The 26,566-nt window shown below is 40.9% G+C and carries 24 protein-coding genes; 14 read left to right on the forward strand and 10 right to left on the reverse strand.

Annotated features, from left to right (window positions below; genetic code table 11):
* The first annotated feature begins 79 nt into the window (after window positions 1-79).
* The 9 genes from EV579_RS09225 (at window position 80) to EV579_RS09265 (ending at window position 10,335) form a co-directional block, all read left to right on the forward strand.
* The gene (locus EV579_RS09225) at window positions 80-1,522 is read left to right on the forward strand and encodes a DEAD/DEAH box helicase (RefSeq protein ID WP_133744298.1); all 1,443 of its coding nucleotides are present in this window, start codon (window positions 80-82) and stop codon (window positions 1,520-1,522) included.
* Window positions 1,523-1,713: 191 nt separating this feature from the next.
* Complete coding sequence (gene desA / locus EV579_RS09230; RefSeq protein WP_034624211.1) at window positions 1,714-2,769, forward strand: Delta(5) desaturase DesA; 1,056 nt, start codon at window positions 1,714-1,716, stop codon at window positions 2,767-2,769.
* Between the two features lie 118 nt (window positions 2,770-2,887).
* Window positions 2,888-4,024, forward strand: a complete 1,137-nt coding sequence (locus EV579_RS09235; protein ID WP_024424817.1) for a sensor histidine kinase — start codon at window positions 2,888-2,890, stop codon at window positions 4,022-4,024.
* Window positions 4,021-4,620 (forward strand): response regulator transcription factor, encoded by a 600-nt coding sequence (locus EV579_RS09240; RefSeq protein WP_133744299.1) that lies wholly within the window; start codon window positions 4,021-4,023, stop codon window positions 4,618-4,620. The genes EV579_RS09235 and EV579_RS09240 overlap by 4 nt, the downstream gene beginning before the upstream one ends.
* 197 nt (window positions 4,621-4,817) lie before the next feature.
* On the forward strand, window positions 4,818-5,738 hold the full coding sequence (locus EV579_RS09245; protein ID WP_024424819.1) for an iron-hydroxamate ABC transporter substrate-binding protein: 921 nt from the start codon (window positions 4,818-4,820) through the stop codon (window positions 5,736-5,738).
* Window positions 5,739-5,847: 109 nt separating this feature from the next.
* Window positions 5,848-6,537, forward strand: a complete 690-nt coding sequence (locus tag EV579_RS09250) for a response regulator transcription factor (RefSeq protein WP_103132367.1) — start codon at window positions 5,848-5,850, stop codon at window positions 6,535-6,537.
* Window positions 6,537-7,541, forward strand: coding sequence for a sensor histidine kinase (locus tag EV579_RS09255; protein WP_133744300.1), 1,005 nt, complete (start codon window positions 6,537-6,539; stop codon window positions 7,539-7,541). The genes EV579_RS09250 and EV579_RS09255 overlap by 1 nt, the downstream gene beginning before the upstream one ends.
* Window positions 7,542-7,646: 105 nt before the next feature.
* A complete protein-coding gene (locus tag EV579_RS09260) occupies window positions 7,647-8,408 on the forward strand; it encodes an ABC transporter ATP-binding protein (RefSeq protein ID WP_024426158.1) in 762 nt (253 codons plus the stop codon).
* The gene (locus EV579_RS09265) at window positions 8,398-10,335 is read left to right on the forward strand and encodes an ABC transporter permease (protein ID WP_133744301.1); all 1,938 of its coding nucleotides are present in this window, start codon (window positions 8,398-8,400) and stop codon (window positions 10,333-10,335) included. Before EV579_RS09260 ends, EV579_RS09265 begins: the two co-directional genes overlap by 11 nt.
* Window positions 10,336-10,373: 38 nt before the next feature.
* Here EV579_RS09265 and EV579_RS09270 read toward each other — a convergent pair whose 3' ends face one another.
* From EV579_RS09270 to EV579_RS09300, 8 genes are all read right to left on the reverse strand, one after another.
* Complete coding sequence (locus EV579_RS09270; RefSeq protein WP_133744302.1) at window positions 10,374-11,726, reverse strand: amidohydrolase family protein; 1,353 nt, start codon at window positions 11,724-11,726, stop codon at window positions 10,374-10,376.
* A gap of 176 nt (window positions 11,727-11,902) precedes the next feature.
* On the reverse strand, window positions 11,903-12,079 hold the full coding sequence (locus EV579_RS18985; protein WP_166644691.1) for a hypothetical protein: 177 nt from the start codon (window positions 12,077-12,079) through the stop codon (window positions 11,903-11,905).
* A gap of 16 nt (window positions 12,080-12,095) precedes the next feature.
* Window positions 12,096-12,848 (reverse strand): hypothetical protein, encoded by a 753-nt coding sequence (locus EV579_RS09275; RefSeq protein WP_133744303.1) that lies wholly within the window; start codon window positions 12,846-12,848, stop codon window positions 12,096-12,098.
* Window positions 12,849-13,100: 252 nt separating this feature from the next.
* On the reverse strand, window positions 13,101-13,715 hold the full coding sequence (locus EV579_RS09280) for a LysE/ArgO family amino acid transporter (protein ID WP_034624225.1): 615 nt from the start codon (window positions 13,713-13,715) through the stop codon (window positions 13,101-13,103).
* A 132-nt stretch (window positions 13,716-13,847) separates the two neighbouring features.
* On the reverse strand, window positions 13,848-15,428 hold the full coding sequence (gene mbcS / locus EV579_RS09285) for an acyl-CoA synthetase MbcS (RefSeq protein ID WP_122631878.1): 1,581 nt from the start codon (window positions 15,426-15,428) through the stop codon (window positions 13,848-13,850).
* 226 nt (window positions 15,429-15,654) lie between these two features.
* Window positions 15,655-15,867: an alpha/beta-type small acid-soluble spore protein gene (locus EV579_RS09290; RefSeq protein WP_024424829.1), complete on the reverse strand. Its 213-nt coding sequence runs from the start codon at window positions 15,865-15,867 to the stop codon at window positions 15,655-15,657.
* Between the two features lie 89 nt (window positions 15,868-15,956).
* On the reverse strand, window positions 15,957-17,162 hold the full coding sequence (gene thiI, locus EV579_RS09295) for a tRNA uracil 4-sulfurtransferase ThiI (RefSeq protein ID WP_133744304.1): 1,206 nt from the start codon (window positions 17,160-17,162) through the stop codon (window positions 15,957-15,959).
* A 4-nt stretch (window positions 17,163-17,166) separates the two neighbouring features.
* Window positions 17,167-18,309: a cysteine desulfurase family protein gene (locus EV579_RS09300; RefSeq protein WP_133744305.1), complete on the reverse strand. Its 1,143-nt coding sequence runs from the start codon at window positions 18,307-18,309 to the stop codon at window positions 17,167-17,169.
* A 206-nt stretch (window positions 18,310-18,515) separates the two neighbouring features.
* On the opposite strand from EV579_RS09300, the gene brnQ (EV579_RS09305) reads away from it, so the two are divergent.
* Together brnQ (EV579_RS09305) and brnQ (EV579_RS09310) are read left to right on the forward strand one after the other, a co-directional pair.
* Window positions 18,516-19,859, forward strand: a complete 1,344-nt coding sequence (gene brnQ / locus EV579_RS09305) for a branched-chain amino acid transport system II carrier protein (RefSeq protein ID WP_122631875.1) — start codon at window positions 18,516-18,518, stop codon at window positions 19,857-19,859.
* A gap of 213 nt (window positions 19,860-20,072) precedes the next feature.
* Complete coding sequence (gene brnQ, locus EV579_RS09310) at window positions 20,073-21,416, forward strand: branched-chain amino acid transport system II carrier protein (RefSeq protein WP_133744306.1); 1,344 nt, start codon at window positions 20,073-20,075, stop codon at window positions 21,414-21,416.
* 42 nt (window positions 21,417-21,458) lie between these two features.
* Here brnQ (EV579_RS09310) and ezrA read toward each other — a convergent pair whose 3' ends face one another.
* A complete protein-coding gene (gene ezrA / locus EV579_RS09315; protein ID WP_133744307.1) occupies window positions 21,459-23,162 on the reverse strand; it encodes a septation ring formation regulator EzrA in 1,704 nt (567 codons plus the stop codon).
* Window positions 23,163-23,502: 340 nt separating this feature from the next.
* Here ezrA and hisJ point away from each other — a divergent pair, with 340 nt between their 5' ends.
* On the forward strand, window positions 23,503-24,318 hold the full coding sequence (gene hisJ, locus EV579_RS09320; RefSeq protein ID WP_133744308.1) for a histidinol-phosphatase HisJ: 816 nt from the start codon (window positions 23,503-23,505) through the stop codon (window positions 24,316-24,318).
* On the opposite strand, the gene refZ is transcribed toward hisJ, so the two are convergent.
* A complete protein-coding gene (gene refZ, locus EV579_RS09325; protein WP_024426169.1) occupies window positions 24,288-24,953 on the reverse strand; it encodes a forespore capture DNA-binding protein RefZ in 666 nt (221 codons plus the stop codon). The genes hisJ and refZ overlap by 31 nt on opposite strands.
* Before the next feature lie 126 nt (window positions 24,954-25,079).
* Between refZ and EV579_RS09330 the strand changes: the two genes are divergently transcribed.
* Window positions 25,080-25,577 (forward strand): GAF domain-containing protein, encoded by a 498-nt coding sequence (locus tag EV579_RS09330; RefSeq protein ID WP_024424837.1) that lies wholly within the window; start codon window positions 25,080-25,082, stop codon window positions 25,575-25,577.
* Between the two features lie 303 nt (window positions 25,578-25,880).
* Window positions 25,881-26,483, forward strand: coding sequence for a 30S ribosomal protein S4 (rpsD, locus tag EV579_RS09335; protein WP_024424838.1), 603 nt, complete (start codon window positions 25,881-25,883; stop codon window positions 26,481-26,483).
* The last annotated feature ends 83 nt before the right edge of the window (window positions 26,484-26,566 follow it).

Consider the following 26,566-nt stretch of genomic DNA (forward strand, 5'->3'; position numbering starts at 1 on the left):
GCTTTTTTTATGTCTTTTCATTCACGGCCATGGTTATGGTATGATGTCACAAGTATGAATGTACGAAAAGGAGAACACGATGACATTACAACATTTTGATCAATATCCATTAAGTGATGAATTGAAACAAGCGTTAGAAGCGCTTCGCTTCCATACACCTACACCCGTTCAGCACGAGACATTATCCGTTGCTTTTTCAAAGCAGGATTTAATCGTCAAATCTCAGACTGGCAGCGGCAAGACTGCAGCCTATGGTCTGCCGATTTGTGAAATGGTTGATTGGGCTGAAAATAAACCTCAAGCCCTCATCCTCGTTCCGACACGAGAACTCGCCATGCAGGTCAAACAAGACCTCACAAGCCTTGGGCGATTCAAACGAATCAAAGCCGCAGCCATTTATGGAAAAGCCTCTTTTCAAGCGCAGAAAGTAGAGCTTTCACAGAAAAACCATATTGTGTGCGGGACACCAGGCCGCATTTTGGATCACCTTGAGAAAGGCACCCTTTCTTTAGAAAATCTCAAATTTTTCGTGTTAGATGAAGCGGATGAGATGCTGAACATGGGATTTATCGATCAAGTCTCTTCTATTATTCAGTATCTGCCGGCAAAGCGCATGTCGATGCTGTTTTCAGCGACAATGTCTGATGATATGAAAAAATTGAGCGAACAGTTTTTACAATCACCCAAAATCATTGAGATTGCACGTGAAGAAACGTCTGTACAGCAAATCACCCACACCGTCATTGAAACGGAAGAAGAATCGAAATTCTCCCTTCTTCAGCGTACGATCGTCATTGAAAATCCAGATAGCTGCATTATTTTCTGTAATACACAAGACAGGGTGAATGAACTCACGCTGAAGCTGGACGAATGGGATGTGCCCTGTGACAAAATTCATGGCGGTATGAGACAGGAAGACCGCTTTGATGTGATGGATGAATTTAAAAAAGGTGAATTCCGTTATCTGATCGCAACAGATATAGCAGCCCGGGGAATTGATGTCAGTGATATGACACATGTCATTCATTATGATCTTCCTTATGAAAAAGAGCGCTATATTCACCGGACTGGCAGAACAGGCAGAGCGGGAAAAAGCGGGAAAACGATTGCGTTTATGACAAAGAATGCAAAACCGCTCATTGATGAATTAAAGCAGGATGCCGGCATAGACTTTCAAACTCAGCCTTATCCGACAAAGGAAGAAGCAGAAAAGCATGTAGAAAGCTTTGAAGAAAAGATTGAAACGCCTATTCAAAAGGAAAATAAACAGGCAGGCGTTGAGAAGGATATTATGAAGCTTTATTTTAACGGCGGAAAGAAAAAGAAGCTGCGGGCTGTTGATTTTGTTGGGACCATTGCCAAAATAGAAGGCGTTGCATTCGATGACATTGGGATTATTACGATCCAAGACACAAAAACATATGTAGATATTTTAAACGGCAAAGGCCCTCTTGTGCTGAATGCCATGCGCCACACAACCATTAAAGGCAAGCAGTTAAAAGTACATGAAGCACGTTCATAAAAAGTGAGGGCCCAGCGCCTTTACTTTTTTTTATTTTTATATTGAAATAAGCTCAAAACCGTATCCCATCAGCCTTTTTGATGACAAACATGACAAATGTCATATTGAATACATGATGGGTGCTACTATGAGCATGACACCTTTCCTTCTATACTTTGAAGTAGAAAGAAACGGAAAGGACTTGAACGTTCATGACGACTTCAACAAACACACAGCAGCAAGCTACTTTAAGAAAACAAGTGGGTCAATTCTCTGGTGCTGATTCGAAAAAAAGTATCATTCAACTCTTTAATACATTCATTCCATTTTTAGGGCTTTGGTTTCTTGCCTATTATAGCCTGAATATCTCCTACCTTTTAACCCTCTTTTTCGCGGTTATTGCAGCTGGTTTTTTAGTGCGTGTCTTTATTATTTTTCACGACTGCTGCCATCAATCCTTTTTTAAACAGAAGCCGCTGAATCACCTGTTCGGTTTTTTAACGGGCGTACTCACCCTTTTCCCTTATCTTCAATGGCAACGAGATCATTCAATTCACCATGCCACAAGCAGTAATTTAGACAAACGAGGTACTGGCGACATTTGGCTCCTAACAGTCAAAGAATATCAAGAAGCATCAGCATGGACGAAATTTCGCTACAGATTTTATCGTAACCCTTTTGTGATGTTTATTTTAGGACCGATCTTTGTTTTTCTCTTAAAAAACCGTTTCAACGTCAAAAATGCTCGTAAAAAAGAGCGTTGGAACACGTATTTCACAAACGTGAGCATCATTGCGTTAGCAGCCGCAACATGTCTCCTTTTTGGCTGGCAGGAATTCCTGCTTGTTCAAGGTCCGATCTTCCTGATCTCAGGATCTATCGGTGTATGGTTGTTTTATGTACAGCATACGTTTGAGGACTCTTATTTTGAAGCAGATGAGCATTGGAACTATGTGCAGGCAGCTGTTGAAGGAAGCTCCTTTTACAAATTGCCAAAGCTTCTTCAATGGTTGACAGGTAATATCGGCTACCATCATGTCCATCATTTAAGCCCAAGAGTACCGAATTATCTTTTAGAGCATGCCCATGACCAAAGTGAACCGCTGCAAAATGTCCCGACCATCACGTTGAAAACAAGCCTTGAGTCGATGAAATTTAGACTGTGGGATGAGGAAACGAAAGCATTTGTGACGTTTAGAGAAGCACGGCAAGCTAAGAAGATGAACGTTCCTGTTATCAAAGGAGACATTCTCAAGAAAAATGCATAATCGGCGCAGGCTCTTTCTTACACGAGAAGGAGCTTGTTGTCATTTACAGGATGCACCAATAGGCTGAATTTGATAAAGTAAGGAAAAACAATGAAAAACGAAAAAAGGTGGCACACGGATGAAAAAACAGTTTAAACTTCAAAAATTGCATGGGATTTCCCCCTATATATGGGCCATTTTTTTCATCCTGCCCTTCTATTTTATCCTTAAGACACCTTCGACTTTAGGTATTGTGATCGGCATTATTTTGAACGTCGTCTTTTTCGCTGTGTATCGTTTTGCCTTTGTTGCAAAAGGCTGGTCATTATATGTCTTTGGCCTATTATTGATCGGTATTTCAACTGGTTATGTGATGCTCTACAGCTATATTTATTTCGCTTTTTGCATCGCCTATTTTAACGGACATATTAAACGAAAAGTTCCCTTTTATATCTTGTACTATATCCACTTGGCGAGTGCCGCCGTGGCAGTGAACTTTAGTTTGATCTTAAAAAAGGGCTGGTTTCTCACACAAATTCCTTTTGTCGTCATCACTCTGATTAGTGCCATTCTTCTTCCTCTCAGCATTCGGAGCAGGAAGGAACGTGAACGGCTTGAGGAGAAATTAGAATATGCCAATGAACGGATTGCAGATCTTGTGAAACTTGAAGAAAGGCAGCGCATTGCACGCGACCTGCATGACACCCTTGGACAAAAGCTTTCTTTGATCGGTTTAAAAAGTGATCTTGCCCGTAAACTCGTGTATAAAGACCCTGAACAGGCTCGTGCCGAACTCAAAAGCGTCCAGCAGACCGCCAGAACGTCTCTCAATGAAGTGCGGAAGATTGTTTCCTCCATGAAAGGCATCCGAATCAAAGATGAAATGTCGAACATCGAGCAAATTCTCGAAGCAGCTGGAATTGAATTGATTTATGATGAAAAGGAAGCACCGAAACACATCTCACTTCTGAACGAAAACATTGTGAGCATGTGCATCAAAGAGGCGGTGACGAATGTCGTCAAACATAGTGATGCAACGGTTTGTAAAATCACCATTCACCAAAAGTCAAAGGAAGCCATCATCACCGTTGAGGATGACGGAACATTTAAAGGCGACTATCCATCCTCTCAAACGAAGGGTCACGGCCTTTTAGGAATAAGAGAAAGATTGGAATTTGCAAATGGCCGCCTGCGGATTGAAACAAAGGACGGGACAAAGCTCATTATGAGCATTCCAAATGATTCAGCAGCAAAAGAAAAGGAGGGAATGAAATGATCAACATCTTTATCGCGGAAGATCAGCAAATGCTGCTTGGTGCACTCGGTTCACTTCTCGATTTAGAAGACGATATGAAGGTTGTTGGGAAAGGTACAAATGGCCAAGATGCCATCAATTTTGCCAAAACACATCCTGTTGATATTTGCTTAATGGATATTGAAATGCCGGGAAAATCCGGACTCGATGCAGCAGAAGAGCTCAAAGGATCAGATGTGAAAATCATTATTTTAACGACCTTTGCCCGCTCCGGTTATTTCCAAAGGGCGCTAAAAGCGGGCGTCAGCGGCTACATGCTGAAAGACAGTCCAAGCGAGGAGCTGGCAAGTGCGATTCGCAGTGTGATGAAAGGGAAAAAGGTGTATGCCCCTGAATTGATGGAAGACTTATATAGTGATGAAAATCCTTTAACGGAGCGAGAGAAATCGGTCCTTGAACTCGTCGCAGACGGTAAAAACACAAAAGAAATTGCAAAAGAACTCAGCATCAAAAGCGGCACTGTCCGGAACTACATTTCCATTATTTTAGATAAGCTGGAAGTGAAAAACCGCATCGAAGCCATTACACGCTCAAAAGAAAAAGGCTGGTTTAAATAAGAAAAAAGATCAGGACACATGCTGCCTTGATCTTTTTTTATTGAAAATCCCCCCTTTATTTTTTATTACCAGCTATCAAAATGTCATTGACAACAGCCTACAGTCCTATGATATGATATCCAAGTGATAATAATTATCATTATCACTAATACAACCAATATCCGGCTTATGCGCCGATTTCAAAGGAGTCTACATTCATGAAGAAAATATTGTTCCCTCTGATGCTCATTTTTGTACTTGCATTGAGCGCATGTGGCAATAGCAGCAGCTCTTCCTCAAATAAAGGAAATCAATCAGCATCATCAGACAAAATTACATATCAATCTGAAAATGGACCTGTGAAGCTGCCAGCGCATCCAAAACGTGTTGTTGTGCTCGGTTCTTACACAGGGAATGTCATGTCACTTGGTGTGAACCTTGTCGGCGTTGACTCTTGGTCCAAAAAGAATCCGCGTTTCCAAAAGAAATTAAAAAATGTGGAAGAAGTATCTGATGCAAATGTAGAGAAAATCATGAAGCTAAAGCCTGATGTCATCATTGGCTTAAGCAATACTAAAAATGTAGAAAAACTCAAAAAAATCGCACCAACCGTTTTGTTTACGTATAACAAAGTGGATTACCTTCAGCAGCACATTGAAATTGGAAAAGTTTTAAACAAAGAAAAAGAAGCAAAAGCTTGGGTAAAAGATTTCAAAAAACGCGCAGCTGAAGCTGGAAAAGAAATCAAAGCAAAAATCGGAAAAGATGCAACAGTTTCTGTCTTTGAAAGCGGCACAAAAGATCTTTACGTTTTTGGAGATGCATGGGGCCGCGGAACAGAAATTCTCTATCAAGCAATGAAACTGAAAATGCCTGAGAAAGTGAAAGAAAAAGCATTAAAAGCCGGCTACTACGCAGTTTCACAGGAAGTCATTCCTGAATTTGCTGGAGACTATATGATTATTAGTAAAAACAGCGAAATGGACAATTCCTATCAAAATAGTGAAATTTACAAGTCCATCCCAGCTGTCAAAAAACATCGTGTGTATGAAGCCAATGCAGAGGAATTCTATTTTAATGACCCACTTACACTCGAATTCCAACTATCATTCTTTAAAAAGCACTTTTTAGGTAAATAAGCTGAAGCAAGGGATCTCTTCCCTTGCTTTTTTCATGTCTGCTTCTAGCGGCAGGACCTTTTTTCCGCTACAATGACAACAAGCGAATACAAAAAGTGTGGTGCTGATTTTGTTTAAGATTTTACTAATTGAAGATGATACAACCCTCTTCCAGGAAATCAAAGAACGTCTAGTTAACTGGTCCTATGATGTCTATGGGATTCAAGATTTCCATCAGGTGCTGCAGGAATTCACGTCTGTCCAGCCTGATCTTGTCATTATAGATATACAGCTGCCAAAATACGATGGCTTTCACTGGTGCCGGATGATTCGACATCATTCAAATGTTCCAATCATCTTCCTCTCCTCAAGAGACCATCCAGCTGATATGGTCATGTCAATGCAGCTCGGTGCCGATGATTTTGTGCAAAAGCCCTTCCATTTTGACGTGCTCATTGCCAAAATAAGTGCTGTTCTTCGCCGCGTGCATGATTATAGTGCAGAACCGGCCAGCCTAAAGGTATGGTGCGGCGCTGCGATTGACCTAGAAAAAAATACCGTAACAAATGATCATGGTGAGGTTGAATTAACAAAAAATGAGTTATTTATTCTCAAGGAACTGATTCAGCATAAAAATCATATCGTCAGCCGTGAATCACTCATTCAAGCATTGTGGGAGGATGAACGTTTTGTCAGTGACAATACACTGACTGTAAACGTCAACCGCCTCAGAAAAAAACTAGACGAGATCTCCCTTGGCGCCTTCATTGAGACAAAAGTGGGTCAAGGCTATCTTGCAAAGGAAAAGGATGATCAATGATGCTGCAAGCATTTTTAAAAGAACGAAGAAGCTGGATTCTTTTCTTTCTTAGTTTGCAGCTCCTCATTCTGTTTGTTGCTTATTTGGATACGACCATTCCAATCGCTTCTCTTTTTTATATTGTGCTATTGTCTACGTTTCTCATGATTGTCTTTCTCTTTCTCCGATACCGAAAAGAAACGGCTTATTATGAGAGGTTGAAAGAATGGGATGATGACATTGAACATCAAATACGGCTAACCCCCTCTTCCCCATTTGAGCAGCTCATCCATGATGCAACGTCAGAACAAATTGCACGCTACCGGCAGATGGCAGCAGAGCAGAAAATCGCTCTCGAAGAAGAAAAAGATGAATTGCTCTCTTGGATACATGAGGTCAAAACACCGCTTACAGCGATGCGCTTAATGATTGACCGCTTAACAGATCAGCAGCTGAAATCAAATATGACGTATGAGTGGCTCAGAATACATTTATTACTTGATGCCCAGCTGCACCAAAGCAGAGTACGTCATATCGAAAATGATTTATTCATTGAAAAGCTGGACCTGCAAAGCATCATAGCGAAAGAAATCAAAGCGCTCCAATCATGGTGTATGCAAAAAGGAATCGGCTTTGAGCTGGCGCTGGAGGAACGCACCGTATTAAGTGATATAAAATGGTTATCCTTTATGATCAGACAGGTACTCACAAATGCAGTCAAATACAGCCATTCTTCCGATATTGTCATTGAAAGCAAGCAAATAAATGACCAAGTCATGCTGACGATCACAGATCAAGGCAGAGGAATTGATCCAAGAGACATCTCTCGTATTTTTGAAAAAGGCTTTACCTCAACTAGACATCACAATGACACCGCCTCAACAGGAATGGGGCTCTATTTAACGAAAAAAGGAGCAGACGCTCTTCATATAACGATCGAGGTCAACTCCACGATAGATCAAGGTACAACCTTCACCTTCATCTTTCCGAAAAAGAATGATTTTGTTCATATTGCGAGCATGTGACAACAATGTCACATGCTCGTCTGTTTTGTTCGCCAAATCGAAGGACGTTTGGCAGCCTTCTTTTTATACTAGAGATATCAATTAAAAGAAAAAGGGGTTCAGCAAATGAACATTTTAGAAGCTCGTAAAATTTATAAAAGCTATGGAAATAAATTCAACAAACAAGAGGTGCTCAGCGGTATTGATTTAACCATTGAAGCCGGGGAATTTGTCAGTATCATGGGGCCATCAGGCTCGGGGAAAACAACCCTTCTGAACGTATTGTCCTCTATCGATCATGTATCCAGCGGATCCATTCGTATTGCAGATGCTGAGATGACGCAAATGAAGGATCAGCAGCTTGCGGAATTTAGAAAAAAGCAGCTTGGCTTTGTTTTTCAGGATTATAACTTACTTGATACACTCACGGTCAAAGAAAATATTCTTTTGCCTTTATCCATCTCCAAAACGCCAAAAAAAGAAGCTTTTGAACGTTTTCAACAGCTTGCAGAAGACATGGGCATTTATGAACTAAGAGACAAATACCCGAACGAACTCTCTGGCGGACAAAAGCAGCGGACATCGGCGGTTCGTGCCTTTATTCATGAACCAAGTCTTATTTTCGCTGATGAACCTACAGGGGCACTTGATTCCAAATCGGCATCTGACCTGCTCAACAAACTGCAAGATTTCAACCGTAAACGAAAAGCGACCATTGTGATGGTAACTCATGATCCTGTCGCAGCCAGCTATTCAAGCCGCGTCATTTTTATCAAGGATGGACAGATTTATACACAGTTGAATAAAGGCGCTTTAGAAAGAAAAATGTTTTTCGAGGATATTATGAAAACGCAAGGTGTCTTAGGCGGTGTGAAGCATGAACATTAATCAGCTCATCTTTCGTAACTTGAAGAAAAATTTGAAGAATTACTATTTATATGTGTTTGCTCTCGTGTTTAGTGTCGCGCTCTATTTTTCCTTTGTCACCTTGCAGTACTCGCCAGCACTTGATGGTGTAAAAGGCTCCATTAAAGGCGGCGCTTCAATTAAAGCCGCTTCGGTTCTGCTCATTGCGATCGTCGGTATTTTCCTGCTCTATGCGAATAGCATTTTTATTAAACGCAGAGGAAAAGAAATAGGTCTCCTGCAGCTCATCGGCATGACGAAACAAAAAATTGCCAGGCTGCTCAATGCAGAAAACTTTATCCTGTACGTGACAGCCATGGTTATCGGCATCATTGCCGGCTTTATCGGTTCAAAGCTGATGCTAATGGTGTTATTTAAAGTGACTGGTGTTAACGCCATCGCCAATCTGCATTTTTCAGGCATGGCCCTTCTGCAAACACTTATTGTCTTTTTCATTATCTATGGATTGATTATGCTGAGAAATAGGCGTTTTATTAAAAAACAGACGATTTTATCTTTGTTTAGAACAACATCTTCGACAGAACAGCGTGTGAAAAAGATCTCTGTGTTTGAAATCATCATTGGGGTTTTCGGTATTGTCTTGATCAGCTCAGGCTATTATATTTCTTCTAAGCTTTTTACCGGCTCATATACGTCGATGTTTGAGTTACTTTTAGCCATGATTTATATTCTAGCCTCTGTCATCATCGGTACCTTTCTTTTTTATAAAGGCTCTGTTTCTTTCATTGCCAATATCGTACGTAAAAGAAAAAATGGCTATCTCGCCATTCATGAAGTGTTATCTTTGTCATCCATTATGTTCAGGCTAAAATCAAATGCACTGCTTTTAACGATTATTACAACCGTATCTGCACTGGCCATCGGTTTGCTGGCTCTTAGCTACATTTCCTATTACTCAGCAGAAAAAACCGCTGAGCAGCAAATTCCAGCTCATTTCGTCATGGGCTCAGAAAAAGAAGCAGCCACCTTCACTCGTGCACTTTCTGACAAACATATTGCTTATGATCAAAAGCAGGTCAAAGTGATTCAAGCGAAATTTGATGCGAAAAAAATCATGGATTCAGAGTTAAAAAGTGTGAATAATGAACCAGGCGTATTGACACTGCCTGTGATCAGTGAGAAAAACGCACCAAATATTCATGTAGAGAACAACGAAGTTATTTTAAGCGGCTACAGTGATCTCTTAAGGAAATTCATGCCGATTCAAAGCTCAGGCGATGTGAAGCTTCTCCTCAAGGAGCCTGTTGATTTGAAAGTCATGGATATGAAGAAAGATTATCTCATTTCTTACAACTTCACTTTTGGCGGTCTGCCTGTTGCCGTCGTGAGTCAACATGTTTTTGAGCAGCTCGACAAACAGAAAGATCCAAAGCTGCAGCTTGAGAATAGCCAATATAACGCAGTCAATATAAAAGATGATCAAAATCTTGAACAAGCAAATCGCGTGTTTACATCTTTAAAACTAAGTGACAACAGCATGTCTCAATTAGCTTCAGCTCAGCAGCAAAAACAAACAATAGGACTAATGATGTTTGTGGTCGGATTTTTAGGTCTCAGCTTCCTTGTCACATCAGGCTGTATTTTATACTTTAAACAAATGAATGAAAGTGAAGAGGAACAAAGCTCCTACACGATCTTGCGTAAGCTTGGTTTTACTGAGAAGGATCTATTAAAAGGCATCCGGCTTAAACAGCTGTTTAACTTTGGGATTCCGCTCATCATCGGATTGCTGCACAGCTACTTTGCTGTACAATCAGGCTGGTTTTTGTTCGGCGGAGAATTGTGGACTCCAATGCTTATCGTCATGTCGATTTACACTGCCCTCTATTCTGTCTTCGGATTCCTGTCTGTCCAATATTATAAAAAGGTCATCAAAGAATCCTTGTAAACAATTCCCCATAGGCATCGCCTATGGGGTTATTTTATTTACGAAGGTGTCGATTCAAACTTGTGTGATAAAATATGATCTCTTGCTGCATAAGCTTTTCGTTTGACCTCTTCTAGGTTCACATCAACAAGCTTTCCGTTTCGTTTCACTGCTTTCCCAGCCACATAAACAGAATCAACATTTGAAGGGTGTGCCGTTTGGACAACCGCGCCAGCCGGATCTGTCATCGGCAGAAGATTCATGCTTGTCCGGTCGATTAGGATGAAATCAGCTTCTTTCCCAGGTGTAAGCGACCCAATTTTATGATCGAGCTGTAATGCACGAGCCCCATTGATCGTCGCAGCCTCAAGCATTTGATGAGCAGACAGCCCAAGTTCAGGCCCCGGCATGATCCCATCCATTAACAACGATTGATTTTGGATCGCGCGCTCTGCTTGAAGCCCGAATTTCATTTGGGCAAACAAATCTCCTCCTGTCGCTGTCACTACGTCTACACCGAGCGTTGGAAGAACACCTTGTTCAATCGCAAGTCCTGTGACAGGATAACCGTGACCCATCATCATTTCAATTTCAGGGGTAATGGATATAGAGCTTCCGCTGTCTGCCAGCATCTTCATTTGATCCGCATCAATTGCATTAATATGCACCATGTTCAAATCCGGTCCGAGTAACCCTGCTTTATGAAGCCGCTCAATCGATCGATCCTCCGCTCCCCAATTCCCAAAGCCGATGTGCATACTACATAGAGCATCTAGAGACCGGGCTGTTTCAATTTCAAATACCGACGTCTCCCATGAAGAAAACTCTGGACCACGAATCGCAAGTCCCATTGTTAAAAGCTGATCTGATGATTGAAAATGCGCTTTTTTCACACGTGCTGCGTCCTCCATATTAGTGAGCGTACTCTCTCTATCCCAATACTCAGCATCTCCAGAAGAACCAAAAGCAAAAACAGCTCGTATGCCCGCATCTTTTAATCCTCCAATGAGCTCTTCTGTATGATCCAATGAATTGATCATCGTCCAGTCTAAAAACGTGGTCACACCTGCATCTAAAGCTTCTAATGCCCCTAAATAATTGGCGATTCGATCGTCGGATGGGCGTCTCATCGCTCCATAGCTGCCATAATAGATTTTGCTCAAATATGTCTGCAAAGACCAATCTGTTCCTATCCCCCGGATGACAGACTGCCACACATGCCGATGTGTATCTACAAGACCTGGCATGATGACCATATCAGATGCATCAACGATGTCTGCATCACTTACTTCAATTGAAGGCCTAACTTCTAAAATATGTTTCCCTTCAATTAATAAATCTCCCTTTTCAAGAAAACCTACAGTTGGATCCAATGTTAAGAGAGCTGCATCTTTAAACAATGTTTTCTTCATCCATATCCCCCTTTTCAAATGACGAGGATAAATGACCCCGCCTCAATGACATTTTAAAACAGAACAGGATCAAATTAGAAGAAAAGTGACTTATCTCAATATATGAAGAGCTGGCGTTTCTGAAATAAATGAAAAAAGCATGAGCGTTACGCTCATACTAAGGATTTTTTATCTTATTAGTGAAGGGATGCTAAAAGATACGTTATGAAACCAACAATCGGAATGATCGGGATCATTAATTTCAATGTTTTATTCGTATTCTTATATAAATTCCATAGCAACACTGGTATTCCAAATGTTAACGTATCTAAAACAGCAAGAACTACTCCTTTACGCTGTTCTTTATGAGCCATTCTAAATCCCCCCAATTCACCAAACTTTTTTCACACAATAACCGGCCAATCCCGCTGATATACCTCCATTAATCACTGCGCATGCAATACAGCTAGCAGGTCCCGTAAAACAAATATAATAACACGCTCCTAGAACCATTGAACGTAATGGAAGAGATTCATTCGGACCGCTTTTCTTTTTTAAGCAGTCCCAAAACTTGTTCCAATTAAAACTCGTTTGAATTTCCGAATCATCTATTTGGACAATTTTTTTATTTAATTCCATCATATCTTGCTTTACATCATTTTCACCATAGGTAAAAGATCCTTTTAAAAACTCCCCTTTTTGGTTGATATGGAACTTATTTTTCAATTTTCCATTTTGAAAGAAATATGAGTGCAAATTCCCTTTCTCATCGTATTCCGCAAGTTGAATATAGTGAGCTTTTATTTGGCTCAGTGAAACTGAAATGAAGGAAACATTGTTAAGCAGCTGATTATCTGACTTCTTTTTTTTCAGATAAAAATAAACAACATCCGTTTTAGCAGCTTTCAAATGAACAGCTGCACTTTCTCCATTTAATAGATATCCTTTCTTTTGGGCTAATTCTTTTGCCTCTAAAAATTGAGAGCTTTTTTTTGCCTTTTTTATGAGTTTTTCTGCTGCTTTATCATTTTGTATCTTTTTAAAAGGCTCGTCCTCCTTTACGGTAACAGCGTTTCCAACAGGATATTGTCCGAATAAAAGTGATATGAACAATAACACACAAAACATTTTTCTTATCTTCATCAATAGACTCCTTTAGTAAATTTAATAAAGATTATAATCTTTCAAGGAAAATAATGTAATAGACTAAATTACCAATAAAACCCACTAGTGATAATGTAGCATAAAGCCTACTCTTTATCATTTCCTTTAGGCAATTGCATCTGATTTACCTCTTAAGATCGTACTGACACTGGCTGGAAAGCCTGTCCAATACACAAAAAAAGCGCTGGATCATTACGTCCAAACGCTTCTTTGTTTGATTCTCTATGTACCTTACACAATCAATTGATACGCAATGTATAACGCTACCAGCCAGATCATGACCGCCGAAGCCTTATTGATACGGTTCATCCATTTGCCGTTTGTATCTAACTTTCCTAACATCTTTCCTAAAAGGGCGAGCCCCATAAACCATAACCAGGACACGATGATACAGGCAAGTGTAAACGCCAGCTTTTCTGCCCCGCTATATTGCAGCGAATTCGTACCAATGACACCAATTGTATCGAGAATCGCATGGGGATTTAAAAGAGAAACTGAACAGGCAAATACAATTTGTTTTCTTGCAGGCATTAATTTCTGCTTCTCTTGATCACCTGATGATGAGCTTGTGTTCCATACAGACCATCCCATATATACTAAAAAACAAAAACCAATGATATAAAGACCGATTTGCAGCACTGGAATGGTAAACACCACAACAGAAACACCTATGACAGCTAAAGCAATTAAAAGTGTGTCACAAAGAGCAGCCGTGATGACGACAGGCATTGCCCGATATAATCGAGGCTGCAGCGCTCCTTGTTGAAATACAAATACATTTTGAGCGCCCAAAGGTAAAATGAGACCAAAGGCAAGCACAATTCCATGAATGATCGCAATGGACATCTACTAACATTCTCCTTTTTCAGAAATTCCTACATATTTTAACACAAAGCCTCCTGCCTGCTTTCAACGAATTTCATTTTCCGTACAAAAAAAGCGCCGGATGCTTCCATCCGAACGCTTCTCGCTTCTTTATTATTGACCTTTTCGTGCAAGCTCTCTTTCTCTCAGCTCTACACGGCGAATTTTCGCTGACGGAGTTTTTGGCAGTTCGTCAATGAATTCGATTTCTCTTGGGTATTTGTACGGTGCTGTTGTGTTTTTCACATGTGTTTGCAGCTCTTTGATCAGTTCATCACTTTGCGCAGTTCCATCACGAAGGACGACGTAAGCTTTGACGATTGATCCTCTGATTTCATCTGGGCTCGCCACAACTGCACATTCCTTCACTGCTGGATGCTTGATCAGTGCATCTTCTACTTCAAACGGTCCAATTGTATAGCCTGAGCTGACAATGATGTCATCTCTGCGGCTTTCAAACCAGAAGTACCCATCTTCGTCTTTTTTCGCGCGGTCACCCGTAATAAAGTAATTTCCGCGGCGCTGCGCTTTTGTACGCTCTTCGTCTTTATAGTATTCCTTAAATAAAGCCGGCGTTTCAAGATGGACCGCAATGTCACCAATTTCTCCAGGTGCGCAGACGTTTCCATCCTCATCAATGATATCTACTTCGTTGCCAGGGGTTGGTTTTCCCATACTGCCTGGCTTGATATCCATTCCTTTTAACACCCCTACGAGCAGTGTGCTTTCAGTTTGGCCATAGCCGTCTCGTACTTCTATATCGAAATGCTTTTTGAATGTATCAATGACTTCACGGTTCAGCGGCTCTCCCGCAGAAACAGCACTATGCAGCTTCGGCAGCTCGTACTGACTTAAATCATCTACTTTTGCCATAAAGCGGTATTCTGTCGGTGTACAGCATAGGACATTGATTTCATTATTTTGAAGCAGCTCTAAGTATGTATTTGGATTGAATTTCCCTCCATATACAAAGCCTTCTGCTCCACTGCCTAACACAGATAAGAGGGGGCTCCACACCCATTTTTGCCAGCCTGGTCCTGCTGTCGCCCATACTTTATCTCCTTCATTAATGGAGAGCCATGCTTTGGCAGCTGTGCGTAAATGTGCATACGCCCATCCGTGTGTATGAACAACCCCTTTAGGGTTCCCTGTTGTACCTGATGTATAGGATAAAAACGCCATGTCTGTGCGCTTTGTCTCTGCCAATTCAAGTTCGTTTGATTGCTCTTCCTTTTGCGCTAGAATGTTTGTCCAGCCATGATCATTTTCGCCGATTGAGAATGTTTTAAAATCGTTTGGCTGTTTGGTTCCGTCGAACGATTGAATGAATGAAGAGTAGACGATCGCTCCTTTTGCTTCTGCGTGTTCAATTCGGTAATCTAAATCTTTCGCGCGCAGCATTTCAGAACAAGGAATCACAACCATTCCTGTTTTCAAAATTGCTAAATAAATGCTGTATGCCTCGAGCATGCGCGGCACCATCACAATAATTTTATCGCCTTTTTTGAAGCCTGCTTTTAATAAAACATGTCCAATTTTATTTGCCTCTTCCACTAATGCTGCATACGTCACATGTGCTTCGTGGCCATTGCCATCCTGCCAGTGCAGGGCCATTTTCTCCTTGTCATGACTGAACGCTTCAATCTCACTGACTAAGTTATATTGTTCTGGTGCAATTAAGTCTTCTCTTTTCATGGTACAGCTCCTTTTAGCCTCTTTCTTATGAAACGAAACATGTTTCAATTTACCTATTCTAACACTCATAACTGAAAAATGCTTGAATTAGGACCTACTCCTAGTATTATGCCATAATTTTTTAAATTCGTCTTCTTTTTTAAAAATATTCTAACTATTTATATGTACAAAAAGAAAAGAGCGGGAATCATCCCGCTCATAAGCCATAGCTTTTAAATTGTGTGTCTTAGAAAGATCCGCCACCCATATGTTGTTGAGCGTAAGATACAAGACGCTTAGTGATTTCTCCACCAACTGATCCGTTAGCGCGAGATGTAGTTTCTGCACCAAGGTTTACACCAAATTCAGAAGCGATTTCGTACTTCATTTGGTCGATAGCTTGTGCAGCGCCTGGTACTAGTAATTGGTTAGAACTGCTTTGTCTGTTTTGTTGAGCCATGTGTTCTCACCTCCTTGTGAATATAGAATGTGTAGAAACACATGACTTCATGCGATTGATTTTATGGTAATTATTATGAAATTTTCGTTTTAGAATAAATCAGCGAATTCGTCTGCTGCTTTCTTTTCATTTGTTACAATAATTGTTTCAATTTGCTCTACTGCCTCGTCCAGCATCGGCTCGAAATCAGCAAAGCTTTCGTAGCGTTCTACCTTCTCAAGCTTTGGTTTTGTTTTAGGAGACGGCGGCGTAAAAATCGTACAGCAATCCTCGAAAGGCTGAATGCTTGTATCGTATGTGCCAATTCGTCTCGCTTCATCAATAATGTCATTTTTATCGACAGCAATGAGCGGGCGGATGATTGGTGTATTGGTCACATGGTTAATAGCATACATGCTTTCAAGCGTCTGGCTTGCCACTTGACCAAGGCTTTCTCCGGTAATAATCGCAAGGGCATCGCGCTTTTCTCTTATTTTGTCAGCTATTTTCAGCATCATTCTTCTTGTTGATGTCATTGTATAGTTTTCAGGTACTTGTTTATGGATCAGCTCTTGAATTTTTGTAAAAGGTACGATGTGAAGCTTCACTTTGCCTCCATATGCTGCCAGGCATTCTGCAAGATCAATGACCTTTTGTTTGGCACGTTCACTTGTATACGGCGGGCTAAAGAAATGCACAGCTTCGATTTCAATTCCGCGTTTCATTGCTTGATAGCCGGCAACTGGGCTGTCAAAGCCGCCTGAAAGCATGAGCATCGCTCTTCCGCTAGAACCAACCGGCAGGCCGCCTGCACCTTTGACATCTTTAAATGTAATGTACGTTGCTTGCTCTCTGATTTCGATACGTAAATGCACATCCGGCTGTTTCACATTGACCGTTAAGTTCTCCGTATTCTTTAGAACATGTCCGCCAATTTCACGGTTCATTTCATTTGAATCAAGTTCAAATTGTTTATAAGAGCGTTTCGTTGAGACTTTAAATGTATTTCCTTGTTCATACACTTCCTGTACTGCTGTTAGTGCCGCTTCTTTAATCGCATCTAGATTCGTCTCGCATTTAACCGCAAGACTAAAGCTCTGAATACCAAATACACTTTTGAGCTGTTCTGAAATCGGTTCAGGGTCTTCTCCGTTCAGCATAATCGTGATGCGGTCTCTATCAGATGCAAGTTTTAATGCTTCAAAATCCTTTAAGACGAACCGAATGTGCTGTCTTAGTTTTTCAATAAATTTCTTTCTATTCTTCCCTTTTGTTGAGATTTCACCAAAACGGACTAAAATATGATCATATTTCATGCTGTTATCTCATTCCTTTTAATTTTTTCACACTTTGTGCGATCGATGTGATGATTTGCGTTGCAAGCTCTGGTCCTTGTCCATACGTCAAGCTGATTCTCATACTGCTTTTGGCTATTTCTTCTGGTTTTCCCATTGCCAGCAGTACACGGCTTGGCTCTTTTTTCTTGGCTGAGCAGGCAGAGGTTGTAGAAACATATATGCCTTCTTTTTCAAGCATATGGAGGAGGACCTCAATTTGAATACCAGGTACTGAAAAATTCATAATGTGCGGCGCACTTTGCGCCCTCGGTGTATTTATCACAATACCTTCTATCTCTCCAAGCTGTTTTTGCAGCTGCGTTTTTAAGTTCAGCATCTCATCATGATGCTTGTCAAGCTGTTCAAATGATTGTTTCATGGCTTTTGCTAAGCTGACAGCTCCAGCAGGGTTTTCAGTACCTGAACGAAGCCCTAATTCCTGCTCTCCCCCAGTAATGAAAGGGGCGAGAGTGACATCTTTCTTTAAAAAGAGTGCGCCTGTGCCTTTTAATCCATGAATTTTATGGCCTGACATCGTCAAAAGGTCTACATCCAGCTGTTTATTGAGTGCGACCTTGCACATTCCCTGCACCCCGTCGACATGAAAAAGTGCGTTTTCGGCATGCTCACGAATGATGCTAGCAGCTTTTTCAATCGGCTGGATAGCACCGGTTTCGTTATTGACGTGCATCATGCTGACAAGCACTGTATCAGGGCGAAGCACTTCTTTTAAATGCGTCATATCTGCATGGCCATGCTCATTTACTTGAATATAGGAGATGTCAAAGCCAAATAACGCCTTCAGCTGTTCAAACGATTCAATAACAGAAGGATGCTCTATTTCTGTGGTCACAATATGCTTGCCCCGGTTCATTTTGGCAAGTGCTGCTCCTTTAATGGCAATGTTATTCGCTTCTGTTGCACCAGAAGTAAAAATAATCTCATATTGTTTCAAGCCCGTGTAGTGAAGCATTTGTTTTCTCGTTTCATTTAACAGCCGGCTTGCATCTATTCCGAGCTGATGAAGTGAAGATGGATTTCCAAAATAACGCTCACTCACTTGCTGATATACTTGTAAAACATCTGGATAAGGTTTGGTTGTTGCACTATTATCAAGATAGATCATATTGTAACTCCTTACAAAAAGCTTAAAAAATAAATGCATTTATATGTTACCATAATGAAGTCAGACAGAGAATTTTCTGAAAATGGCAGTTGACAACTTTTCATTTTCACTATATCATCCATAGTGCAATTGTCACATAAACATTTAAATTGTCAGAATATTTTAATTTGACACACTACACTGATTGAGATTGAGGAGGGACTATTTTGAAAAATAGTTTAAGCATAAAAGAGACGCTAGCCATTGGTCTAATGCTTTTTGCATTATTCTTTGGCGCAGGAAATATGATTTTCCCACCTGTTCTTGGACAATATGCTGGTGAGAATGTATGGCTCGCCATTGGTGGATTTTTACTCACAGGAGTAGGTCTTCCGCTTCTAGGGGTAATTGCAGTCGCACTGACAGGTACCGGTGCAAAAGGCCTTGCTGATAAAGCTCATCCTAAATTTGGCACCATTTTCACCGTCATTCTGTATTTGTCCATTGGACCATTTTTCGCTATTCCGAGAACAGGTACGGTTTCGTATGAGATAGGATTAGCTCCTTTCCTGTCAAGTGCCCAATCTACTTCATGGGTACCGCTATTCATCTTTACCGTTGTGTTTTTCGCCATTTCATATCTGCTCGCGTTAAATCCTTCAAAGCTGGTTGATCGAATTGGTAAAATTTTAACACCGATCTTATTAACGGTTATTGCCATTATTGTCATTAAAGCCATTGCTACGCCAATGGGAATGATCGGTGCTCCTGATGCAACATATAAAGCAAACCCGCTCTTCACTGGCTTTTTAGAAGGCTATAAAACAATGGATGCTCTTGCTTCTATCGTTTTTGGGATCGTCGTGGTAACAGCCGTTAAAGACAGAGGCATTACGGAGCGTAAATCTCTTGCAGCAGCTTGTATTAAAGCAGGATTCGTGGCTGCTATTGGACTGGCACTCGTGTACATTTCACTTGCTTATGTCGGTGCTTCAAGCCCTGATGCGACGGGCATGGTTGGAGCCAATGAAGGTGGCAAGCTTCTTTCACTTTCTGCCAACTTTTTATTCGGTTCTGCTGGTAACATTGTTCTTGGCGCAGCCATTTTATTTGCTTGTTTAACGACGAGTGTTGGACTTATTTCATCTTGCGGGGAATATTTTTCAAAGCTTTTCCCTAGCTTTTCGTACCGTACAGTCGTTCTAATTGTTTCTTTATTTAGTACACTGGTTGCAAACCTTGGATTGGCACAAATTATTTCTCTATCTGTTCCAGTTCTTGTGACCATCTATCCATTGGCCATTGTCATTATTTTATTGTCATTCCTTGACCGCTGGATTAACGGTAGAAGAATCATTTATATCGTATCTCTCATCTTTACTGGTTTCTTCGCCATCATTGATGGATTATTAGCAGCCAAAGTCAATCTAGGCGGCTTGCCTAAGATCTTAGGTGAAATCGTTCCGTTTTACGATTTAGGGATTGGCTGGATAATACCAGCTATTCTCGGTGCTGTGATTGGTTTACTTATTTCCATGTTTACCAGTCCGCCGAAACAGCTCGCCTCCTAGTTATCGTGAACCAAAACATCCTCTTCTTCTGTGGAAGGGGATGTTTTTTATTGTTCTTCATATACTAAAATAGAAAAATTCATGACTTTTGTATGAAAACACATGTTGACATCAGGCGTACATCCTTTATAATTAGTGAATGTTAATGATGAACGGTTACTTAGCAAGTAATTAACAGAATATTTCAACATAACAATGGAGGCTTTAAATGCAATGAAGGCAACTTTGTCGACGAAAGATACGATTATCATAGGTTTTATGCTGTTTGCTCTATTCTTCGGCGCCGGTAACATGATTTATCCACCAGAACTTGGACAATATGCTGGGCAAAATGTGTGGAAAGCAATGGGCGGATTTTTATTAACAGGCGTCGGTTTACCTCTTCTAGGGATTATTGCGATCGCTTTAACAGGTCGAGATGCGAAAGGATTAGCTGATAAAGCCCACCCGGCTTTTGGAACAGCGTTTACCGTCATTTTATATTTATCTATCGGGCCGCTTTTCGCTATTCCTCGTACAGGAACGGTTTCATATGAAATTGGTGCATTACCCTTTTTAGCAGGTGTACCAGCTTGGCTCTCACTTCTTATATTCACACTTGTCTTTTTTGGTATTACTTATTATCTTGCTCTAAATCCAACGAAGATTGTGGATCGTGTAGGGAAAGTGTTAACACCGATTAAATTTACAATTATTTTCATTATTATTGTCAAAGCCATTCTAACGCCGATGGGCGTCATTGGCACACCTGATGTCTCTTACAGCAACGGGTCATTTTTCAAAGGATTTCTAGAGGGCTATAAAACAATGGATGCTCTTGCTTCTATTGTATTTGGAATTGTTGTCATCAACGCCATTAAAGGACGCGGTGTGACAAGTAAAAAGGCACTGGCTTCTGCTTGTATCAAAGCAGGTTTGATTGCAGCTGCTGGATTAACCTTCGTTTACCTGTCACTTGCGTATCTGGGTGCTTCTAGTACACATGCCATTGGATTCGTTGGAGATGGAAGCAAAATTTTAGCTCAGTCTTCTCAATTCCTTTTCGGCAGTCTAGGAAATATTGTGTTAGGAGCTGCTATTACAGTCGCTTGTTTAACAACAAGTATCGGTCTTGTCACATCATGCGGAGAGTATTTCTCAAAGTTACTTCCTAAGCTTTCTTATAAAATGGTCGTGACACTTGTTACATTATTTAGTTTCATTATTTCTAACTTTGGACTTGCTCATATTGTTGCTTTCTCTGTTCCAGTCTTAACAGCGATTTATCCGCTGGCCATTGTGATCATCGTTCTATCACTTGCTGATAAATGGCTTGGACATAGAAGACCCGTATATGTTCTCTCGTTAATTTTAACAGGGTGCGTCAGCTTATTTGACGGCTTAGCAGCAGCAAAACTTCCAATCGGTCCAGTAAAAGACATCTTCCAAACAGTGCTGCCTTTTTATGATCTTGGCATTGGCTGGCTTGTCCCTGCGATACTTGGAGTTGTCATTGGATTCCTGATCTCACTTTTCACTTCTTCTGCTTCAGAAGAACGCCAGAAACAGGCGTCATAATACAAAAAAAGCTGAAGTCCTATTAATGGACTTCAGCTTTTTTTATTGATGCTGATATTCTTTTTCTTGCTGAGCTAATAGCTTCTGAACGGCTCCAGGTGATGCTTTTTCCACTGCAGCTGCTGCTACATCAAATGAACCGCTATAATCGTACGCATAAAATCTTCTCTCTGCCTCTTTTAATTGTTCTGAAAGAATATGATTTTGGCTTCTAAAACGATTGCCGTATTGAATGATTCGTTCAATTTGATCCACTTTAGTGAGCATTTCTTCCGTCTCATCCACAACATTTCTCACTGTGTCAGAGGCTTCTTTTAATTGCCCATTCACGGCTGGCATGTTGAGCGGCAGGTTCTCCAGCTGCTGCTGCACTTGCTGAATCATCTCCTGCGCCTTTTCAGCCTGCTCTTTCATGTCAGCAGGTACACCTGGAATATTGCTTTTTTGCAGCTGACGCACTGTATCTGTCAGCATCGTTTTAAGCTCAGCCAGTGTTTCTCTCGCTTGCAGCTCTTCTTTTCTTAATGATTGAAGATGATCTTTAAACGCATCATGCAATGCTTTTGCTTCATCGATAAAGGTCTCAAGCTGATTGATCTCATCCATTAATAATGAATATGCGACATGGTCACGATCAAGCTTCTCGCGGATTTGTTTCATGAGCTTTTCAATTTCTTCTAAGCGTTTTTCGAACGCCTTCTGTTGATCAAGCTCTCCGGCTGTCAGTTTGTAGCTTTCTTTTACAAGAGCTGTTTCTGCCTTTGTTTGGGTGTGATCCTGCTCGAGCTTTTCAAATGCTTCCGTCAGCTCAGGCATTTTGCTCTTGATTTCCTGACCTGCTTCTACTTCCGCTTCCAGCTGATCATACAGCGTCTGAATGGCATCATCAATCATTTGCAGAATGCTTGATGCCTCATCCAAATTGAGTTCATCAATCAGCAGTTTTTCCGCACGAGTTAACTGTTTGTTTAAGTTCTCAAGCTCTTTAGTGATCTGGATGTGCTCGAGTTTGTAGCCTTTGTCTGTCATTTCTTTATATCCGTCTTTCAGCTTCGTCAGCTGGCCTGGTACGGTTTGTTTGCAGTCTGCAATGAGCTTCGGTACATCATTGATATACAGTTGAAGCTGATCGAGTCTGCGGTCTTGTTCAAGCAAAATCTTTCTTGCTTTCATATAGTTGCCGTTTTCTGTCTCTTCCTCGTACTGCTTGATCCCTTCCCATGCCTCGTCTAAGTCCTGTTCCATTTTGTCATAAAGGGTGCCGTATAAATGGCTGTACGCAAGCAGATTTTTTCGAACTGTTTGATATTGTTCTTTGACCTTTTCAATGTCCTTGCGATTTTGCTCCTCGCTTGTGACAAGGTCTGCAATCTCTTTTAAAATGTCTTCAATGTTCGAATCAGCAGCACTCAGCAAGTCCTCAATGTGCGTTAGAACCTGCTTGGCTTTGGAGAATCGATATTTATCAGAATACTCTTCTGCATCATATAATAGCTCCTCTACCTTTGGAAGATGGGCTGTGACGATATCGTCCCACTCTGCACGCCATCTTTCAAAAAATTGCTCTGTTTCTCCGGTCATTTTTAAATGTTTGATTTTTGAAATTTCTTCTACAATTGATCTGTTTAAAATTTCAATTTTCCATGCTTCCAATCGGTCAATCTCTTTATATATATTTTTTCGCAGGAAATAACCGACTGAAAACAAAGCAAGCAAAATGACAATTAAACCGATGATAAACTCCATAATGAGCCCCCTTGTTGTGATCTAAGTGATGTCAGGGTAAAAGTGTCCCGAGTAGACCTGAGAACCCTTTCGTGTCCGCTTTGCATTTGTTTTTTATAAGCAGGATCGTATGTTTTCCAATACCATCCATTCACGGTTTTATGTATGTTTTTTCAAGAAAGTATTTGTGCGCTTTCTATCATTTGATCACACGTATCAATGTGACCTGCTTTTATGTATGCGGAAGCTGTCGTTTTCATTGTTATTATGATACCATGTAACCAGCATTTTTGGTCATGATTTTTCATTATTTTCGCTGATAAACATCACGTTTTTCAAAAAATCGACAAGAGGTGACGACATGCTGAAACAAGATGCACATCTACATACACCGTTTTGCCCGCACGGCTCGCTTGATCCTTTTCATTCTTATATTGAAAAAGCCATCAAAAAGGGATTTGATTCCATAACCTTTACCGAGCATGCCCCGCTGCCTCCATCGTTTCAAGATCCAACACCTGAGCAGGATAGTGCCATGAAGCTCCAAGACCTTGAAGCGTATATAACAAAACTGGCTCAGCTGAAACAAGAATACAAAGGGCAATTAATAGTAAAAACTGGGCTTGAGGTTGACTATATCAAAGCGTATGAAGAGGAAACAAGAACCTTTTTAGACTGCTACGGTCCAGAACTAGACGACGCCATTTTATCTGTTCACTTTCTTCCTGCTGGCGATGATTATATTTGCCTTGATTTTGACGAGCATGCCTTCCAGCAGCTAATAAGCATCTATGGCAGCATCGAACAGGTCTACCAAAGCTACTATGACCAAATTCATTCCTCTATTCTATCATCTTTAGGCCAATATAAGCCAAAGAGAATCGGTCATATCACCCTTGTCCAGAAATTCAAACAGCTTTTTCCATATGAAATGTCACCTGAACTTTGTCAAAAGGTCACCCTTTGCCTTGAAGAAACGGCAAAAAAAGGCATGTCCTTAGATTTTAATACATCAGGTCTTCGTAAAACATATGCCAGAAGTATCTATTTAGATCAATGGATGATTGACCTTGCAAAAAAGAAAAAAATTCCGCTCATATTCGGCTCTGATGCCCATCAAGCGGAAGATCTCGGATATGCGTATGATCAATTCGAGGACATCATGAGGTTTAGATGAGAATCTAGTGCCGGCTCTTTTGGTTCTAACAGATAATGAAGCGAGCGGCTCAGCTCCTTAAAGTACATTTGATAGAAATACGGCTCACTTGGGTTCAAATAAAGCACCTCTGTTAAATATTGCGGCTGTAAATATGGCATCATGAGAAGTGATTTTAGCTGAATCATAAAGGATGCGAGTGACAGCTGCTCACAAATAACATGGGTGCTTTTTCCTTTTTCAATGATAAGCTGAAACAAATACTTTTCTTTTGTTAAATATGTCGACATGATTTCTCTGATGAGTGTCGAATCAATTGTCACCTCCCGATAAACGAAACGGGTTAATTGACGGTGCTTGTGCTGATAAGATAAAATATCAAAAACCACATGTAGTAAGCATTCTTTTGCATGACGAGTTTCCATGTGATGGAGATGTGATTCAATCATGTGAATGTAGCCTTCATAAAAATCGGATACGAGCTGCTCAAGCAGCCCTCCTTTTCCTTGAAAGTAATAAGAAATGTGGGCAACGTTGACGTTTGCTTCCTTCGCAATCTCACGGACAGAGGTTCCAGAAAATCCTTTTTGGTTAAAAAGTCTGATGGCAGCATCCATAATACGGTCTTTTGTCTGCACAGTTGTTGATGTTTTCATCCGCTCACCCCTCTTCATGTGTACATACTTCAAGATGAAGGCAGAAGTTCCTTTTACAATTGCTCGACAAATCCCACATGCGAAACGCAAGTTATGTATTTTTAAGATAGAAAGTAGGAGATTTTCATGTTTCATGTCGAAAAACAGTCTGGCGATCCTTCAAAAGACTATCAATTGCTCGTCAAACAGGTAGAAGCCATTACAGATGGTGAACCTGATCTGATTGCCAACTTGGCAAATGCAGCTGCGCTACTCTATCACTCACTTCCTGAAGTCAATTGGGCAGGGTTTTATTTAGCAAAGGGCGGCGAGCTTGTGCTTGGACCATTTAACGGACTGCCTGCATGTGTGCGCATCCCTTCTGGAAAAGGTGTTTGCGGTACAGCCTTTGCGACAGGTGAAGTGCAGCGTATCGCTGATGTCCATGCATTCCCTGGGCATATTGCCTGTGATGCCGCATCGCAATCTGAAATAGTCATTCCGCTCAAGGTCAATGGACAGATCATTGGGGTACTCGATATTGACAGCCCTGTGAAAGACCGCTTCAGTGAAGTAGATGAGACCTATCTTATTCAATTTACAGACATTCTCCAACAGGCGTTATCTGTCTCTACGGATGCGTAATCATTTTGAAAAAGCAGGCACATTGTCTGCTTTTTTATGTTTCTTTATATAATGGAGAACGTCACCTCTGCCTCTAAATAGGTTGACTTCTCCTACCCAGCGTCATATAATAGAGTTTGTGTGAAATATGGCAGCCTTTTTGTTCGGCTTTTTTGTATCATTTTGTTCCTTCTATATTATGAAGGTGCATCTTGTAACTCCCTGCTGCTGGAGCGAGGATGCATGAAAACATAATGACGAAAAAGAGGAAGAACAGACGGTTTTTATTTTTCACAAATAAAAACAATAAGGAGGAGTCACATTATGGCTCGCTATACAGGTCCAAGTTGGAAGATTTCCCGCCGTTTAGGCATTTCATTAAGCGGAACAGGTAAGGAACTTGAAAAACGCCCTTACGCTCCAGGCCCACATGGTCCAGGACAACGCAAAAAACTTTCTGAATACGGTTTACAATTACAAGAGAAGCAAAAGCTTCGTCACATGTACGGTGTCAACGAACGTCAATTCCGTACACTATATGACAAAGCTGCTAAACTTCCTGGTAAACAAGGTGAAAACTTCATGATCCTTCTTGAAACTCGCCTTGACAACCTAGTATACCGTCTTGGCCTTGCTCGTACTCGCCGCCAAGCGCGTCAGCTAGTAAACCATGGTCACATCCTTGTTGATGGAAGCCGTGTAGACATCCCATCTTTCTCTGTGAAACCAGGTCAAACGATTGCTCTTCGTGAGAAATCTCAAAACCTTGCAGTAGTGAAAGAATCAGTTGAAGTAAACAACTTCGTTCCTGAATACCTTTCTTTCGATGCTGAAAAGCTTGAAGGAACTTTCACTCGTCTTCCAGAGCGTTCTGAATTAGCGCCTGAAATCAGCGAACAACTAATCGTTGAGTTCTACTCTCGTTAATTTCATTACTTCTCTAAGAGAGCAAACAAACCCTAGATCCCTTGATTGTTCAAGGATTTCTAGGGTTTTTTGTTTCGGGTTTT

It is taken from the genome of Bacillus sp. BK450 (assembly GCF_004364885.1).
In the GTDB taxonomy this organism is placed as follows: Bacteria; Bacillota; Bacilli; order Bacillales; family Bacillaceae; genus Bacillus; species Bacillus safensis.